This window comes from Variovorax sp. J22G73, from assembly GCF_030317035.1.
In the GTDB taxonomy this organism is placed as follows: Bacteria; Pseudomonadota; Gammaproteobacteria; order Burkholderiales; family Burkholderiaceae_C; genus Variovorax.
In genome coordinates this window covers 478,424-494,357 of the sequence record NZ_JASZYK010000003.1, presented here as the reverse complement: position 1 = coordinate 494,357, position 15,934 = coordinate 478,424, and the positions used below count along the sequence as shown (strand labels likewise).

Here is a 15,934-nt window from a genome sequence, read left to right as displayed (position 1 = left end):
CCCGCCGGACCTCAGCGCGCCTCGGCGATGGTCTTCGGCTCCATGAAAGCCTCCATGCCGAACACGCCGAACTCCCTGCCGACGCCCGACTGCTTCACGCCGCCGAAGGGCGCGAGCAACTCGGGCGCGATGCGGTTCACCAGCACCGTGCCGGCTTGCAGCTGCTGCGCCACGCCGTGGGCGCGCTGCGGCTGCGACGAGAACACATAGGCCTGCAGGCCGTAGGCCGAATCGTTGGCGATGCCGATGGCGTCGTCCTCGTCTTCATAAGCGATCACCGACAGCACCGGCCCGAAGATTTCTTCGCGGGCGATGTCCATGTCGTTGCGCACGCCGGTGAACACCGTGGGCCGCACGAACCATCCGCGCTCCAGCCCCGCGGGCCGGCCTTCGCTACCCGCGAGCAGCGTGGCGCCCTGCGCCAGCCCGCGGCGAATGAAACCCTGGACGCGCTCGTACTGCGCCCGGCTCGCCAGCGGGCCGATGGCCGTGGCCGCATCGCGCGGATCGCCCACGCGCAGGCCCGCGACGATGGCGCCCAGCCGCTCGGCCACCTCTTTCATGCGCGAGCGCGGCACCAGCAGGCGCGTGCCCGCCACGCAGGCCTGCCCGTTGTTCATGAAGGCCGCGTTCACGGCCATGGGCAGCGCCACGGCCAGGTCGGCGTCGTCGAGCACCACGCTGGCCGACTTGCCGGTAAGCGCCAGGCTCACGCGCTTCATGGTGTCGATGCCCGCGCGGGCAATGGCCTTGCCCGTGGCCGTGGAGCCGGTGAACGACAGCTTGGCGATGCCGGGGCTGGTGCTGATCTCGTCGCCCACGTCGTTGCCGCGGCCGAGCAGGATGTTGAAGATGCCCGCCGGCAGGCCCGCGCCGTGCAAGGCCTCGGCAACCACCTGCGACTGGATCGGGCTCAGCTCGCTCGGCTTGATGACCGAGGCGCAGCCCGCCGCAATGGCCGAAGCCAGCTTGCTGCACACCGTGCCGGCCGTGCTGTTCCACGGCGCGATGAGGCCCGCGACGCCCACCGGCTCCATGACCACCGTGGCCTCGCCGATGCGGCGCGTGAACTCGTAGGCCTGCAGCGTCTTCGCCGCGCCCGCGAAACACTGCGAGGCGTACTGGCTCACCCACTGCGCACGCGAGAGCGGCCCGCCGTATTCCTCGATGGTCACGTCGCGAATGTCGTCAGTGCGCGCCAGCACTGCCCGCGAAAGCTGCTCGAGCATCTCGACGCGCTCGGCCTTGCCGGTGCGGCGCAAGGCCTGCTGCGCGCGGTTGGCGGCCGCAACGGCGCGCCGGGCGTCGTCGCGGTTGGCCAGCGTTGCCGTGCCGATGACCTGCTCCGTTGCCGGATTGACCGTTTCGACCACCTCGCTGCCCTGCACGGGAACGAAGGCGCCGTCGATGTATGCCTTGTCGATGTTCCACATGGTGTTGCCTTGCCTTTCGCGGGTCGTGACCCTGGGTGAATCGCTTGATGAGAACGAAGTCTAGGCAGCACCCATTGCCCTGGGAATATGATGAAACATGGATGTTTCATCACGAAAATCAGCACAATGCACAAGAGCGGACTGACCGAACTCGAGGTGGTGCTGGCGGTGGCGCGGCGCCGGGGCTTCGCGGCTGCGGCGGTCGAGCTCGACATGTCGGCCACGGCCGTGAGCAACGCCGTGGCCAACCTGGAGGCCCGGCTCGGCGCGCGGCTGTTCCACCGCACCACGCGCAGCGTCTCGCTCACCGAGGCGGGCCAGCAGTTCGTGGCGCAGGTGGGCCCGGCGGTCACGCGGATCCACGACGCCATGGCGGCGGTGACCGACAGCAAGGCCGCGCCGGGCGGCACGCTGCGCATCAACAGCTCGCTGGGCGCCGCGCTGATGGTGTTCGAGCCGCTGATGCTCGAGTTTCTGCGCCGCTGCCCTGGCATGACGATCGACATCGTCACCGAGGGGCGCCTGGTCGACGTGGTCGGTGAAGGTTTCGACGCGGGCCTGCGCGTGAGCTCGCTGGTGCCGCGCGACATGATCCGCGTGCCCATCACCGAGGACGTGCCGATGGCCGTGGTGGGCTCGCCCGGCTACTTCGAACGGCACCCGGCGCCGAAGAAGCCCGCCGACCTCGCGCAGCATGCGTGCATTCGCGCGCGCCTGCCCGGCGGCACGCCTTCGCCGTGGGAGTTCGCGAGCAAGGGAAAGGGCAAGGGCAAGGGAAAAGGCAAGGCGCTGAGCATGGAGGTGCCCGGCCCGCTGGTGCTCGACGCGCCCCTGCTGATGCTGCAGGCCGCGCGCCAAGGCATCGGCCTGGCGCAACTGGCGCAGTGGTACGTGGCGGACGACCTGTCCAGCGGCCGGCTGGTGCGCGTGCTCGACGCGTGGACGGCGCCCGCGCCGGGTCTGTGCCTGTACTACGCCGGCCACCGCCATGTGCCGGCGGGGCTGCGTGCGCTGATCGACCTGATCCATGAACTGCGCGGCGCCGGCAGAGCCGGTTGAAAGCCGCTTCGGCGCGGGGAGCGAAGACTCCCCCGGGCCGATTGCCGTCCGGCTTCGGTCCGCCTTCAGTCGATTTCAGTCCGCCTTCAAGAACACCTCATGCCCCGGCGCGAAGTTCGCGTGCAGCGGCAGCATCGCCCCGCCCAGCGCGCAGGCCTGCGCCCCCACGCCGCCCGCGTGCAACTGCGGCGGCCACAGGCCTTCCCAGTTGCACTGCGCCAGCGCCGCGCGGGTCTGCGCCAGCAAGGCTTGCAGCAAGGCGCGCGACATCGAACCGTCCATCACCACGTCCGCCAGGTCGAGCACCGCGGTGCTGCTGACGATGGCGTGCGCCAGCGCCAGCGACGCGGTGCCCAGCCACGCTTGCGTCGCCGCGGCGAAGGGCGGCTGCAACGCGCGCTCGTCATAGGCCGCGGTGGGGTCCAGTCCCTCGCCCTGCAGCCGCTGCTCCAGCTCCCACAGGGAGGCCTCGGCCATCACCTGCGGCGGCAGCGCGCCGCCGGCGCGCGCGGGCTGCATCGGCAACGAGGCCAGTGCGCCGGCATTGCCATGCGCCCCCGTGTGCAGGTGCGAGTTGATGACCAGCCCGCCACCCACGAAGGTGTCCACGAAGATGTACAGGAAGCTCTTCAGGTCGTGCCCGCGCCCGCTCACCAGCTCGGCCACGCAGGCGGCCACGGTATCGCGCGCGAAGCTCACAGGCACGTCGGTGCGCGCGCGCACCTCGGCGGCCAGGTCCATCTGGTTCCACAGGTCGGCCTGCGCCTTCGACAAGCCCAGCGTGCGGTGCCAGCCGCCGAGCTGGAACGGCGCGGCCAGACCCGCGCCCACGTTGCGCACGGCCAGCGCGCCGAGCCCGTCGCGCAGCCGGTGAATGTGCTGCGCAATGGCGGGCAGCAGTTCGTCGACGTCGGGAAAGTCGTAGCTGATGGCGTGGCGCTCGCGCACCTGCGAGGTGAAGTCGATCAGCAGCCACTCGGCGCCGCGCCGCCCCACCTTGATGCCGATGGCGAAGGCGCCGTCGGGGTTCAGCGCCAACGGCACCGACGGCTGGCCGATGCGCCCGCGCACGCGGCTCTGCTTGACGATGAGGCCGTCTTCTTCGAGCCGCGCGGTGATGAGCCCGATGGTCTGCGCGCTCAGCCCGGTGAGCCGCGCGAGGTCGGCCTTGGGCAGGCTGGTGTGCACGCGCAGCGCCTGCAGCACGGTGCGTTCGTTGAACTGGCGCATGCCGACCTGGTTGGAGCCGCGCGGCCGCAGCAGGTCCGGGGCACGCTCGGGAACGGGCTCGGGAGTGCGCTCGGGAACAGGGTCCGGCGAACGGTCCGCCACGGCATCGGCCGTGGGCGCGGTGGCGTCCGCATCAGGCATGCGCCTCCGCGGGCAACTGGTCGGCGGTCATGGCGCCGGTCATCACGGCGACGGTGTCGCTCATGCTGATCTTCTTCGGGTCGAGCACGGCCGCGCGCTTGCCCAGCCGCGCCACGTGGATGCGGTCGGCCACCTCGAACACGTGCGGCATGTTGTGGCTGATGAGCACCACGGGCAGGCCGCGGTCGCGCACGCGGCGAATCAGCTCCAGCACCATGTTGCCCTCCTTCACGCCGAGCGCGGCGGTGGGCTCGTCCATGATGACCACGTGCCGCGCGAAGGCCGCGCTGCGCGCCACCGCCACGCACTGGCGCTGGCCGCCCGAGAGCGTTTCGACCGCCTGCGTCATCGACTGGATGCCCACCTTCAGGTCGGCCATGCGCGCGGTGCTTTCCACCAGCATCTTCTTCTTGTCGAGCATGCGCAGCACGTTGCCCAGGAAGCCGGGGCGGCGCAGCTCGCGCCCGAGAAACAGGTTTTCGTAGATGGTCATGGCCGGGGCCACGGCCAGGTCCTGGTACACCGTCTCGATGCCCGCGCGGCGCGCGTCCAGCGGGTTGCGGAACTGCACCGGCTTGCCGTCGAGCAGGATCTGCCCTTCGTCGGGCACCACCGCGCCCGACAGCGCCTTGATGAGCGACGACTTGCCCGCGCCGTTGTCGCCGATCACCGCAAGGATCTCGCCCTCGCGCAGCTCGAAGTCGACGCCGTCGAGCGCGGTGACCTGGCCGTAGCGCTTCACCAGGCCCTTGGCCTGCATGACGATCTTGGGGTTGGTGACGGTGTTCATCAGCGGGCTCCCTTGCGCGAGAGCTGGTCGGCGGCCACCGCAAGAATCACGAGCACGCCCGTGACCAGCACCTGGTAGATCGACGACACGCCCATCAGCGTGAGCCCGTTGCGGAACACGCCCACGATGAGCACGCCGATGAGCGAGCCCAGCACGATGCCGCGCCCGCCGAACAGGCTGGTGCCGCCGAGCACCACCGCGGTGATGGCATCGAGGTTTTCCGTCTGCCCCGCGTTGGGGTCGCCCACGCCGGTGCGCGCCACCGACAGCAGCGCGGCAATGCCGTACAGCACGCCCGCGGCCACGTACACGCCCAGCAGCACGCGCTGCGTGGGAATGCCCACCAGCCGCGTCGCTTCGGCGTTGTTGCCCACCGCGTAGATGTGCCGGCCCGCGGCCGTCTCGCGCAGCACGAACCACGCGAGCGCATACAGCGCCACCATCAGCACCGAGCCCCAGGCCACCTCCGCGCTGCCGATGGTGAAGGTCAGCCCCAGGCCCGTGAGGCCGCCGGGCAGGTCGGTGATGGTCTGCGACGACGAATACAGCTGCGTGATCGCGAAGGCGATGTTCAGCGTGCCCAGCGTCACGATGAAAGGCGGCAGCTTGATGCGCGTGACCAGCAGGCCGTTGAGCAGGCCGAACAGCGTGGTCACGCCGATGCCGCACAGGATGGCCAGCGGCGCGGGCATGCCGAGCTCGGTGGCGAACTTGCTCATGATGATTCCGCCCAGCGCCATCACCATGCCGCACGACAGGTCGATGCCCGCCGTGAGGATGATCAGCGTCTGGCCGATGGCGATCACGCCCACCACCATCACCTGCTGCAGGATCAGCGACAGGTTGCCGCCCGTGAGGAAGCGGTCGGACTGCGTCGCGAAGAAGATGCAGGCGCCCAGCAGGGCCAGCCACGGCCCCAGGGCACCCCACGGGATGTGGTGCGTTGCGGATTTCGCCATCGAATGTGCCTCCCTTGGTTCAGCTGAAGGGCCGGGTGTTTACTTCTTGCCCCAGCACAGCTCGGCACCGGTCTTGGTGTCCTTGCTGTCCACGCCCGCCACGCTCTTGCCGGCGATGAGGGTCACGCCCGTGTCGACATAGCCGGAGGCCTTCTTGCCCGTCTTGGCGAACTCCACGCCCGCGGCCACGCCCATGGCGGCCATCTTCAGCGGGTACTGCTGCGAGGTGGCGGCGATGATGCCGGCGTTGGTGTCCTTGATGCCCTGGCAGCCGCCGTCCACCGAGACGATGAGCACGCCCTTCTCCTTGCCCGCGCGCTTCAGCGCGTTGTACGCACCGGCCGCGGCGGGCTCGTTGATGGTGTAGACCAGGTTCACGTCGGGCGCCTTCTGCAGGCAGTTTTCCATCACCGTCTGCGCCTTGGCCTGGTCGCCGTAGCTGTCGGCCATGCAGACGATTTCGGGCGCCTTCGACAGCTCGTTCGACTTCGCCTCGTTGGCCGGCAGGCCGAAGCCCTTCATGAAGCCGTTGTGGCGCTGCGCGCCCACCGGGTGGCCCGGCAGCAGGTCGAGCGCGACGATCTTCGCGGGCTTGCCCGCCATGGCGGCCTTGGCGTACTCGCCGATCAGCACGCCGGCCGTGTAGTTGTTGGTGGCGAAGAGCGCGTCGGTCGCGTCCGGCGGATCGGCCGGGCTGTCGAGCGCGATCACCATCACGCCCTTGTCGCGCGCCTTCTTGATGGCCGGCACGATCGCCTTGGCGTCGCTGGGCGTGATGAGGATGGTCTTGGCCCCGGCCGCGATCATGTTTTCCATCGCGGTGATCTGGCCGGCGTTGTCGCCGTCGGCCTTGCCTGCGCCCGAGAGCAGCTTGGCGCCGAGCTTCTTGGCTTCTTCCTGCGCGCCTTCCTTCATCTTCACGAAGAACGGGTTGGTCTCGGTCTTGGTAACCAGGCCGATGACGGGCTGGTCGGCGGCGAAGGCGGGCATGAACGCGGTCGATGCGGCCGACGCGGCGAGGGACATGGCCGCCATGGCCAGGATGGAGCGGGTGCTGTGCATGGTCTTGTCTCCTTGGGCGGGCGGCGATGCGCCCTGCGGTCTTTTTGGAACCGGATCGCTCGGGCCTTGCGGGGTATCGAAGGCTCGGTGTCCGGGCGCAGGGGGACTATCGAGCAGGCGGCGGACTAAATCAAGATGATTTAGTTATCGAAAACCCGGAGGTCGGGATCGGGGAAGTCGGTGCACGGCAGCGTTAGGGCGCCGCGCCCGCGCGCTTCAGGATCAGCAAGAAAGCCTGATGGCAAATCGCCAAAAGATAGGCGAGGTTTAAAACAAATCTCTTACTTCAATTAGATGGATACAAAGATCGTTTGCAGATTGCATTTCATGCGGATGCCCCTTGCTTATTTTCACAATTATTTTAAATTTTGATTAATCGCAAGGAACAATTCCAACAACTAACTATTGTTGGCGTTCAATAAAAAGTTCTCTCCAAATGACAAATAAACAATGAACCGGAGAAACGGCGCGTGACGGGTGAATGGGCAGCGGCGGCGCTGCAGCGCCAGCCTGAAATCGCTTTGTTCCTGGTGCTGGCCGTCGGCTACGCGGTCGGCCAGATTCGCTTTGGGCCGGTGCAGCTCGGCGGCATCTGCGGCACGCTGATTGCCGCGCTGTGCGTGGGCCAGCTCGGCATCCGGCTGGACGACAGCGTGAAGAACGTGTTCTTCATGCTGTTCATCTTCGCGCTCGGCTATGCGGGCGGCCCTCAGTTTTTTGCCAACCTCGACGCCAAGGGCTTGCGCCTGGGCCTGCTGTGCCTGGTCGAGGTGGTGGTGGTGCTGGCGCTGGTGCTCGCGGCCACGCTGTTCCTGTCGCTCGACCAGGGCACGGCCGCGGGGCTGATGGCGGGCGCTGCCACCGAGTCGGCCGTGGTGGGCACGGCGACCGACGCCATCTCCAAGCTGGCGCTGCCGGCCGCGGACATCCAGCAGCTGCAGGCCAACGTGGTCACGGCCTACTCCATCACGTACGTGTTCGGGCTGATCGCCATCGTGATCGTCACCAGCCAGGTGTTTCCGCTGCTGCTGCGCGTGGACCTGCGCGCCGAGGCCGACAGGCTGTGGAAGACGATGGGCGGCGGCGGTGAAGAACCCGACGCGGCCACCGCCACGCCCGAGATGGTCGGGCGCGTGTTCCTGGTGACCGTGGGGCGCGGGCGCACCGTGGGCGAGCTCGCGGCCATCTTCGGCGGGCACGCCAGCATCGAGCGCGTGATGCGGCGCGGCCAGAGCCTGGCGGTCGAGCCCACGCTGCGGCTGCAGGCCTTCGACGAGGTGCTGGCCATCGGGCGGCGCAGCGTGCTGGTGAACGTGGCCGAGCTGCTGGGCCGCGAGTTCGCGAACACCACGGCCTTCGACACCGTGGTGGAGACCACCGAGGTGGTGGTCAACCGTCGCGAGTGGTACGGCCGCCAGCTGCACGAGCTGGGCGCGCCGCTGCCGGCCGGCGTGCAGATCGTGGGCCTGCAGCGCGACGGCAACGCGATGCCGCTGCTGCACGACGTGGCCCTGCAGCGCGGCGACGTGCTCAAGCTCTACGGCCCGGTGCTCGACGTGTCGCGCGCGCTGCCGCTCATCGGCGACCGCGTGGTGGCTTCCACGCACAGCAACATCAGCTACGCGGCGGCGGGCATCCTGCTGGGCGTGTTCATCGGCGGCTTCAGCCTGAAGCTGGGCGGCATTCCGTTCTCGCTGGGCACGGGCGGCGGCGCGCTGGTCACGGGGCTGCTCTTCGGCTGGTACCAGTCGAAGAACCCGCACCGCCTGAGCGTGCCGCCCGAGGCGCTGGCGCTCATGAAGGACCTGGGCCTGGCGACGTTCATTGCTTGCGTGGGCCTGGCGTCGGGGCCGCAGGCGCTGTCGCTCATCAAGAAGTTCGGCATTGCGCTGCCGCTGGTGGGCGTGGCCATTGCGGTGGTGCCGGCGAGCATCTCGCTGTTCGTGGGGCACCGGCTGCTCAAGCTCGAGGCGCCCGTGCTGCTGGGCGCCATCGCGGGACAGCAGTGCAGCACGCCCGCGCTCAGCGCGGTGCAGAACGCGGCGGGCAACGCCACGCCGCTGCTGGGCTACACGATCACCTATGCCATCTCGAACGTGGTGCTGCCGCTGATGGGGCCGCTCATCGTCGCGTTGGCCGGGTTGGTGGCGCACCACGCGAACTAGTTTTTTATCGATCTGCAACCTGAAAGGACTCGACCCATGGAATGGCTGCACGAACTCTTCAAGAAATCGCCGGAGATGGCGCTCTTCCTGTCACTGGCGGTGGGCTACTGGATCGGCAAGATCAAGTTCGGCAAGTTCCAGCTCGGCGGCGTGGCCGGCTCGCTGCTGGTGGCCGTGCTGGTGAGCCAGGTCGGCGTGCAGGTGGACGCCGGCGTGAAGGCAGTGCTGTTCGCCCTGTTCATCTACGCGGTGGGCTTCGAGAGCGGGCCGCAGTTCTTCAGCTCGCTCGGCAAGCAGTCGGTGAAGGAAATCATCCTTGCCGCGGTGATGGCCATCACCGGCCTGGCGACGGTGGTGGTCATGGCCAAGCTGTGCGGGCTCGACAAGGGCTTGGCCGCGGGCGTGGCGGCGGGCGGGCTCACGCAATCGGCCATCATCGGCACGGCGGGCGACGCCATCGGCAAGCTGGGGCTGGAGGCGGCCGAGACGGCGCGCTTGCAGGCCAACGTGGCCATCGGCTATGCGGTGACCTATGTGTTCGGCTCGTTCGGCGCCATCATCGTGTGCGTGAACATCCTGCCGAAGTTCATGGGCCGCACCATCCGCGACGACGCCATCGCGGCCGAGACCGCCATGCAGGCCGGCGTGAAGGTGCTGGGGCCCGACCAGGAAGAAGCGGCGCCCTCGCTGGTGGGACGCATCTATGAACTCACGGGCGATCCGAAGCGCACCGTGGCCGACATCGAGAACGCCAACCCGGCCACCACCATCACCCTCGAGCGCGTGAAGCGCGAGGGCAAGTTCATCGAGGTGAGCCCCGAACTGCTGCTGCGCCAGGGCGACATCGTGCTGGCCGTGGGCCGGCGCGACGCCGTGGTGGCCAGCGCGCCGCTGCTGGGCAAGGAGGTGTACGCGGTCGACGGCATGGAACTCACCATGCAGAAGCGCGAGATCGTGCTGACCAACAAGGAGTTCGACCGCAAGACCGTGGAGCAGATTCGCCAGGCCACCGCCGGCGGCGTGCGCCACGGCATCTTCGTGGTGCAACTCAGCCGCATGGGCCAGGTGCTGCCCATGAAGCCCGACACCGTGGTGCAGGCCGGCGACCTGGTGTCGATCTTCGGCGCCGAGCAGGACGTGAAGCGCGTGGCCGCCGTCATCGGCGACGTGATCGTCCCCAGCGCCAAGACCGACTTCGTCTACCTGGGCGCGGGCCTGGTGGTGGGCCTGCTGGTCGGCCTGCTGAGCGTGAAGATCGGCAGCATTCCGCTCACGCTCGGCGCGGGCGGCGGCGCGCTGCTGTCGGGCCTGCTGTTCGGCTGGTACCGCGCCAAGAAGCAGACCTTCGGCGCGCTGCCGACCAGCGCCGTGCAGCTGCTCAAGGACCTGGGGCTGGCGGGCTTCGTGGTGGTGGTGGGCCTGTCTTCGGGCCTGCAGGCGGTGCAGACCATCAAGCAGCTGGGGCTGACCATCTTCGGCGTGGGCGTGGTCGTGACCATCGTGCCGATGCTGCTCACCATGCTGTTCGGGCGCTATGTGCTGCGCTACACCAACACGGCCATCTTCGCGGGCGCGCTCAGCGGCTCGCGCAGCGCCAACCCGGCCTTCGGCGAAGTGCTCGACAAGGCCGAGAACTCCATGCCCACGGTGCCCTTCGCCATCACCTATGCGCTGGCGAACGTGTTCCTCACGCTGCTGGGGCCGCTGATCGTGGCGCTGGTCTGAGCACATCACAAGCACTTTCGCACTCTCGATTTTTTCTTTCAAAGGAGCGTTCCATGGATTTCAGCGACGTGAAGAAACTCGGCGGCCTGAGCCCCTTCGAACTCAAGGACGCACTCATCCAGGTGGCCCGGCAAAGCGACCGCCTCATGCTCAACGCCGGGCGCGGCAACCCCAACTTCCTGGCGACCACGCCGCGGCACGGCTTCTTCCAGTTCGGCCTGTTCGCCATGACCGAGAGCGAGCGCTCGTACATCTACATGGAGGGCGTGGGTGGCTTCCCGCAGCGCGAGGGCATCGAGGCGCGCTTCGAGATCTTCACCAAGGCCAACCAGGGCCAGCCCGGCGTGCGCTTCATCGAGGCCGCCGTGTCCTACGTGCGCGACCAGCTCGGCCTGTCGGCGGGCGACTTCATCTACGAGATGTGCGAGGCCATACTGGGCTGCAACTACCCGGTGCCCGACCGCATGCTGCGCCTGAGCGAGATCATCGTGGGCCAGTACATCCACCAGGAAATGATCGGCACCCACCCCTTCGTGGGCCAGTTCGACATGTACGCGGTGGAAGGCGGCACCGCCGCCATGACGTACCTGTTCAACAGCCTGCGCGAGAACCACCTGCTGCAGCCCGGCGACACCATTGCGCTGGGCATGCCCATCTTCACGCCGTACATCGAGATCCCGCACCTGAACGACGACCAGCTGATCGAGGCGCTGATCGACGCGCCGCCCGAGAACAACTGGCAGTTCACCAGGAAGGAGCTGCAGAAGCTGCTCGACCCGAAGGTGAAGGCCTTCTTTTTATGCAACCCGAGCAACCCGCCGTCGGTGAAGATCAGCGACGAGGTGCTGGGCTACATCGCCGACATCGTGAAGCAGCGGCCCGACCTCATCATCCTCACGGACGACGTGTACGGCACCTTCGCGGACAACTTTCTCTCGCTGTTCGCGGTGTGCCCGCAGAACACCATCCTGGTGTATTCGTTCTCGAAGTACTTCGGCGCCACCGGCTGGCGCATGGGCGTGGTGGCCACGCACGAGGACAACATCCTCGACCGGCAGATCGCCGCGCTGCCCGAGGCCAAGCGCAAGGAACTCGACGCGCGCTACAGCTCCATCACCACCGAGCCACGCAAGCTGAAGTTCATCGACCGGCTGGTGGCCGACAGCCGCACCGTGGCGCTGAACCACACCGCAGGCCTGTCGACGCCGGTGCAGGCGCAGATGGTGATGTTCTCGCTGTTCTGCCTGATGGACGAGCCCGAGAGCTACAAGAAATCGATGAAGCGCATCGTCGCGCGCCGCAAGGAGGCCCTGTACCGCGAGCTCGGCCTGCCGCTGCCGGCCGACCCGAACTCGGTGAGCTACTACCACCTGCTCGACCTGCACGACATTGCCACGCAGATGCACGGCGAGCGCTTCGGGCAATGGATATTGACGAAGCTGGAGCCCAACGAGGCGCTCTTCCGCATCGCCGAGGAGACCAGCATCGTGCTGCTGCCAGGGCGGGGCTTCGGGGGCAAGCAGGCGTCGGGGCGGGTGTCGCTGGCGAACCTCAATGAATACGACTACGCGAACATCGGAAGGTCGCTGCGGGGGTTGGCTTCGGAGTACTTTGCGATCTTCGAGAAGGAGAACGGGGGCGGCAAGGGCGGCAAGGGCGCCAAGGCCAAAACCACTGTCGTGAAACCCGCGAAGCGCGAAAAAAAGTAGCGCGCGCAAGGCCCGGCGCTGCCGCCGGGCCCTCGTCCTTCGCATACGATCCTGCCCCATAAAGAGGGACCTCAAAGGGGTGAGCATGATCGTAGGTATCGACCTGGGCACGACCAACAGCCTGGTGGCCGTGTGGCGGGACGGCAAGTCCGTACTCGTTCCCAATGGACTGGGGGAGCACCTGACGCCCTCGTGCGTCAGCATCGACGAAGACGACACGGTGCTCGTGGGCAAGGCCGCGAGGGAGCGGTTGCAGACCCACCCCGGGCGCACCGCCGCCGTCTTCAAGCGCTACATGGGCAGCAACAAGACGGTGCGCCTGGGCAAGCGCGAGTTCAGGCCCGAGGAACTCTCGGCGCTGGTGCTGCGCTCGCTGAAGGCCGACGCCGAGGCCATGCTGGGCGAGCCGGTTCATGAAGCCGTCATCACCGTGCCGGCCTACTTCTCGGACGCGCAGCGCAAGGCCACGCGTGCGGCGGGCGAACTCGCGGGGCTGAAGGTGGAGCGGCTGCTGAACGAGCCCACCGCCGCGGCACTGGCCTACGGCATGCACAACATGGGCGCCGAAACGCGATTCCTGGTGTTCGACCTGGGCGGCGGCACCTTCGACGTGTCGATCCTCGAGATGTTCGACGGCGTGATGGAAGTGCGCGCATCGGCGGGGGACAACTTTCTCGGCGGGGAAGACTTCGTCGAGTCGCTCATCACCCTCTTCTTCGAGCGCAACGCGCTGCCCGCGAGCCTGCGCAACGACGCGCATTTCATGCAGCGGCTGGCTGCGCAGACCGAGGCGGCGAAGCAGGCGCTGAGCCTGCACCCCGGCGCCGAGATCGTCGTCGCGCACGAGGCCGTCCAGCACCGTCTCGCGCTCGACGAAGCCCTGCTCGAGGAAGCCTGCGCACCGCTGCTGAAGCGCCTGCGCGCGCCGGTGGAGCGCGCACTGCGCGATGCCAACCTGCGCGCGGCGGAGCTGGACGCCGTGGTGCTCGCGGGCGGTGCCACCCGCATGCCGGTGGTGCGGCGGTTGGCCACGACGATGTTCGGTCGCTTTCCGTCCATCGACTTCAACCCCGACGAAGTCGTCGCGCTGGGCGCGGCCGTGCAGGCAGGCCTCAAGGCGAAGGACGCGGCGCTGAAGGAAGTGGTGATGACCGACGTCGCGCCGTACTCGCTCGGCGTCGCGGTGAGCCACCGGCTGGGCAGCAACGCGTCGTCGCATGGGCACTTCGACCCCATCATCGAGCGCAACAGCACGGTCCCGGTCAGTCGCTCGAAGACATACATTCCCGGCGCCGACGGGCAAGCGGCCATCCAGCTCCAGGTGTTCCAGGGCGAGTCGCGCATGGTGCGCGACAACGTGCACCTGGGAAACCTCGAGGTGCCGTTGCCGCCCGGGCCGATTCAGGAGTCGGTGGTCGAGGTGCGCTTCACCTACGACGTCAACGGCCTGCTGCAGGTGGAGGCGACGGTGCAGAAGACGCAGCAGACCTTCGGCCTGCTGATCGAGGGCAACCCCGGGCTGCTGAGCGACGCGGAGATCAAGCAGCGGCTGCAGGCACTGGGCGAACTCAAGATCCATCCGCGCGACCGCATCGAAAACCGCACGCTGCTCGCACGCGGCGAGCGCGTCTACCAACAGCTGCGCGGCGAACTGCGCGAATGGCTGGGCGTCTGCATCACGGAGTTCGAACGCGTGCTGGCCACGCAGGACAAGCGGCTCATCGCACCGGCGCACCGCCGGTTCCAGGAGCAGTTGGACCACATCGAGCGCGACAGCCATCTGGCGGACTGACCGAAAGCGACGGCGCCGATGAACGATGTACCGGGCTTCCTGCTCGCGTTGGGCCTGCGTCCCGACGCCGACGAGCGCGCCGTTCGGCGGGCCTACGCCTCCGAACTGAAGAAGATCGACCAGGAAACCGAAGCGGCCGCCTTCCAGCGGCTGCGCGAGACCTACGAAGCCGCGCTGGCCTGGGCGCGCCGCAGGCCGCCGGCCGATGCATCCGGGGCTGCACCTGCACCTGCACCTGCACCTGCACCTGCACCTGCCTTGCAGGAGCTGCCGCAACCACAGGAAGTTCAGGAAAGGCCCGTCGAGCAAGACGCACCGTCGGAGCCCGCCGCGCAAATCGACCGTGCCGATGCGGCGACGCAGCCCCCAACCGAAGCACCCCGCCCCGTCTCGCCCCATGAGAACGCACACGCGGCGATCGTGGCGTTCGCCGATCGCCTCACCGAGCGTCCGCCCCTGTCGATCGACGACGCTGCGATGCTGCTTGGTGCCGCGCTGGAAGACGAACGCCTGCTCGACATGGACGCCCGCTTCCTCTTCGAAGCCAACGTCGCGCACATCCTGGCCAGCGGCTGGCAGGCGGGGCACGAGCACCTGTTCGAGGCGGCCGCGGAGGTCTTCGAATGGCGCAAGGACTCCGCCCGGCTGCAGCGGCTGGGCAAGGCGGGCCACGTGGTCGACGCCGCCATCGTGGAGCAACACGCCCATGCCGACCTGCCGCCCGCGCACCGGGAACCGCAGCTGAAGTACCTCGACCTGCTGCGCAAACGCGCCAACCCCGGCGAGGAAGCCGTGGCGCTGGGCCTCGACCATGTGCTGCAAGCGGCGGGGCTCTTTCCCAACTGGGTGCGGTTGACGTCGAAGACCGACAACATCGCGGCGTGGCGGCAGATCGATGCCAGGGCGGCGAGTTCGACATTCCGCCTGAGCCCTCGTGGCGCCGCGTCTGCGACCGCCGCGCCGCGCACGCCGTTGAAGCCCTCCCAGCTGGTGGCCTGGTTCGTGATCTTCTGCGTGGGCCTGCTGCTCTTCGTGCTGCTGCAGTCATATCTCAAGTGGCAGGGCGGGAGGATGCCGGTCTCGGAGCCGCTCGTTTCGCAGACGGCCCGGCCGCCGGCCACGCTCATCCCGACGTCGCCCACATCACCAACCTTCGCACCGGCTGCGCCAACTGCTTCACCCGTGCCACCCGCGCCACCGCCCCGCACCAGCATCGCGACGTCCGACGTACCTACGGCCGAATACAGCGTGGCACCGCGCCCGGTGTACCCGGCGTTGTCGAAGCGGCTGGGTGAACAAGGAAGGGTCCTCGTGAAGGTGCTGCCCGACAGCGACGGCACCGTCCGGGGAATTCGCGTTGCACAGAGTTCGGGCTACGAGCGGCTGGACGCTGCGGCTGTCGACGCGGTCAAGGCCGCGCGGCTCGTCATTCCCCGCGAGAAGACTGGCAAGACCGGCGCCGTCTGGTACCTGGCGCCGATCAACTTCGTGCTGAGCGAAGGTGCTGCATCCCTCAAGCCCGAGCCATCGGCGGCGCAGACACTGGCCCCTCGAACGATGGCGCAGCCACCGACCGCGCAAGCCAGCTGGGGCGACCGGATTGCCGCCAAGGTGCGCTCCCACATCGTCTTCACGGCGAACGTGGCAGGCAACCCGGTGGTCGAGTACACGGTCGACCTCGCACCCGATGGCGCCATCACCGGCGCCCGCCTGTCCAAGTCGAGCGGCATGCCCGAATGGGATCAGGCGGCGTTGCGCGGCATTCTCAAGACCGAATATCTGCCGTTGCCCGAGCAAGGCAAGGTACCTCCCCAGATGGTGTTGGCCTTGCGCCCGAAAAGCCAATGATCGCCCTCGCTCCCACTTTTA

The 15,934-nt window shown here is 68.1% G+C and carries 11 protein-coding genes; 6 read left to right on the top strand and 5 right to left on the bottom strand.

Features of this window, described 5'->3' with window-relative positions; translation table 11 throughout:
• Positions 1-11 precede the first annotated feature (11 nt).
• On the bottom strand, positions 12-1,433 hold the full coding sequence (locus QTI51_RS14850) for an aldehyde dehydrogenase family protein (protein WP_286514740.1): 1,422 nt from the start codon (positions 1,431-1,433) through the stop codon (positions 12-14).
• A 126-nt stretch (positions 1,434-1,559) separates the two neighbouring features.
• Between QTI51_RS14850 and QTI51_RS14845 the strand changes: the two genes are divergently transcribed.
• A complete protein-coding gene (locus QTI51_RS14845) occupies positions 1,560-2,492 on the top strand; it encodes a LysR family transcriptional regulator (RefSeq protein ID WP_286514737.1) in 933 nt (310 codons plus the stop codon).
• 75 nt (positions 2,493-2,567) lie between these two features.
• Here QTI51_RS14845 and QTI51_RS14840 read toward each other — a convergent pair whose 3' ends face one another.
• The 4 genes from QTI51_RS14840 to QTI51_RS14825 form a co-directional block, all read right to left on the bottom strand.
• Positions 2,568-3,722, bottom strand: coding sequence for an ROK family transcriptional regulator (locus QTI51_RS14840; RefSeq protein WP_286515716.1), 1,155 nt, complete (start codon positions 3,720-3,722; stop codon positions 2,568-2,570).
• A 133-nt stretch (positions 3,723-3,855) separates the two neighbouring features.
• Entirely contained in the window at positions 3,856-4,653 is a 798-nt protein-coding gene (locus QTI51_RS14835; RefSeq protein ID WP_116909739.1) for an ATP-binding cassette domain-containing protein, read from the bottom strand.
• Complete coding sequence (locus QTI51_RS14830; protein ID WP_116909740.1) at positions 4,653-5,612, bottom strand: ABC transporter permease; 960 nt, start codon at positions 5,610-5,612, stop codon at positions 4,653-4,655. Before QTI51_RS14830 ends, QTI51_RS14835 begins: the two co-directional genes overlap by 1 nt.
• Before the next feature lie 39 nt (positions 5,613-5,651).
• On the bottom strand, positions 5,652-6,674 hold the full coding sequence (locus tag QTI51_RS14825) for a sugar ABC transporter substrate-binding protein (RefSeq protein ID WP_286514734.1): 1,023 nt from the start codon (positions 6,672-6,674) through the stop codon (positions 5,652-5,654).
• A 470-nt stretch (positions 6,675-7,144) separates the two neighbouring features.
• On the opposite strand from QTI51_RS14825, the gene aspT (QTI51_RS14820) reads away from it, so the two are divergent.
• From aspT (QTI51_RS14820) to QTI51_RS14800, 5 genes are all read left to right on the top strand, one after another.
• Positions 7,145-8,839, top strand: a complete 1,695-nt coding sequence (aspT, locus tag QTI51_RS14820; protein ID WP_286514732.1) for an aspartate-alanine antiporter — start codon at positions 7,145-7,147, stop codon at positions 8,837-8,839.
• Positions 8,840-8,875: 36 nt separating this feature from the next.
• Positions 8,876-10,564 (top strand): aspartate-alanine antiporter, encoded by a 1,689-nt coding sequence (gene aspT, locus QTI51_RS14815; RefSeq protein WP_116909742.1) that lies wholly within the window; start codon positions 8,876-8,878, stop codon positions 10,562-10,564.
• Between the two features lie 53 nt (positions 10,565-10,617).
• The gene (locus tag QTI51_RS14810; RefSeq protein ID WP_286514729.1) at positions 10,618-12,273 is read left to right on the top strand and encodes a bifunctional aspartate transaminase/aspartate 4-decarboxylase; all 1,656 of its coding nucleotides are present in this window, start codon (positions 10,618-10,620) and stop codon (positions 12,271-12,273) included.
• Positions 12,274-12,358: 85 nt separating this feature from the next.
• Positions 12,359-14,065, top strand: a complete 1,707-nt coding sequence (locus QTI51_RS14805; protein ID WP_286514725.1) for an Hsp70 family protein — start codon at positions 12,359-12,361, stop codon at positions 14,063-14,065.
• An 18-nt stretch (positions 14,066-14,083) separates the two neighbouring features.
• Entirely contained in the window at positions 14,084-15,913 is a 1,830-nt protein-coding gene (locus QTI51_RS14800; protein WP_286514722.1) for a TonB family protein, read from the top strand.
• Positions 15,914-15,934 lie beyond the last annotated feature (21 nt).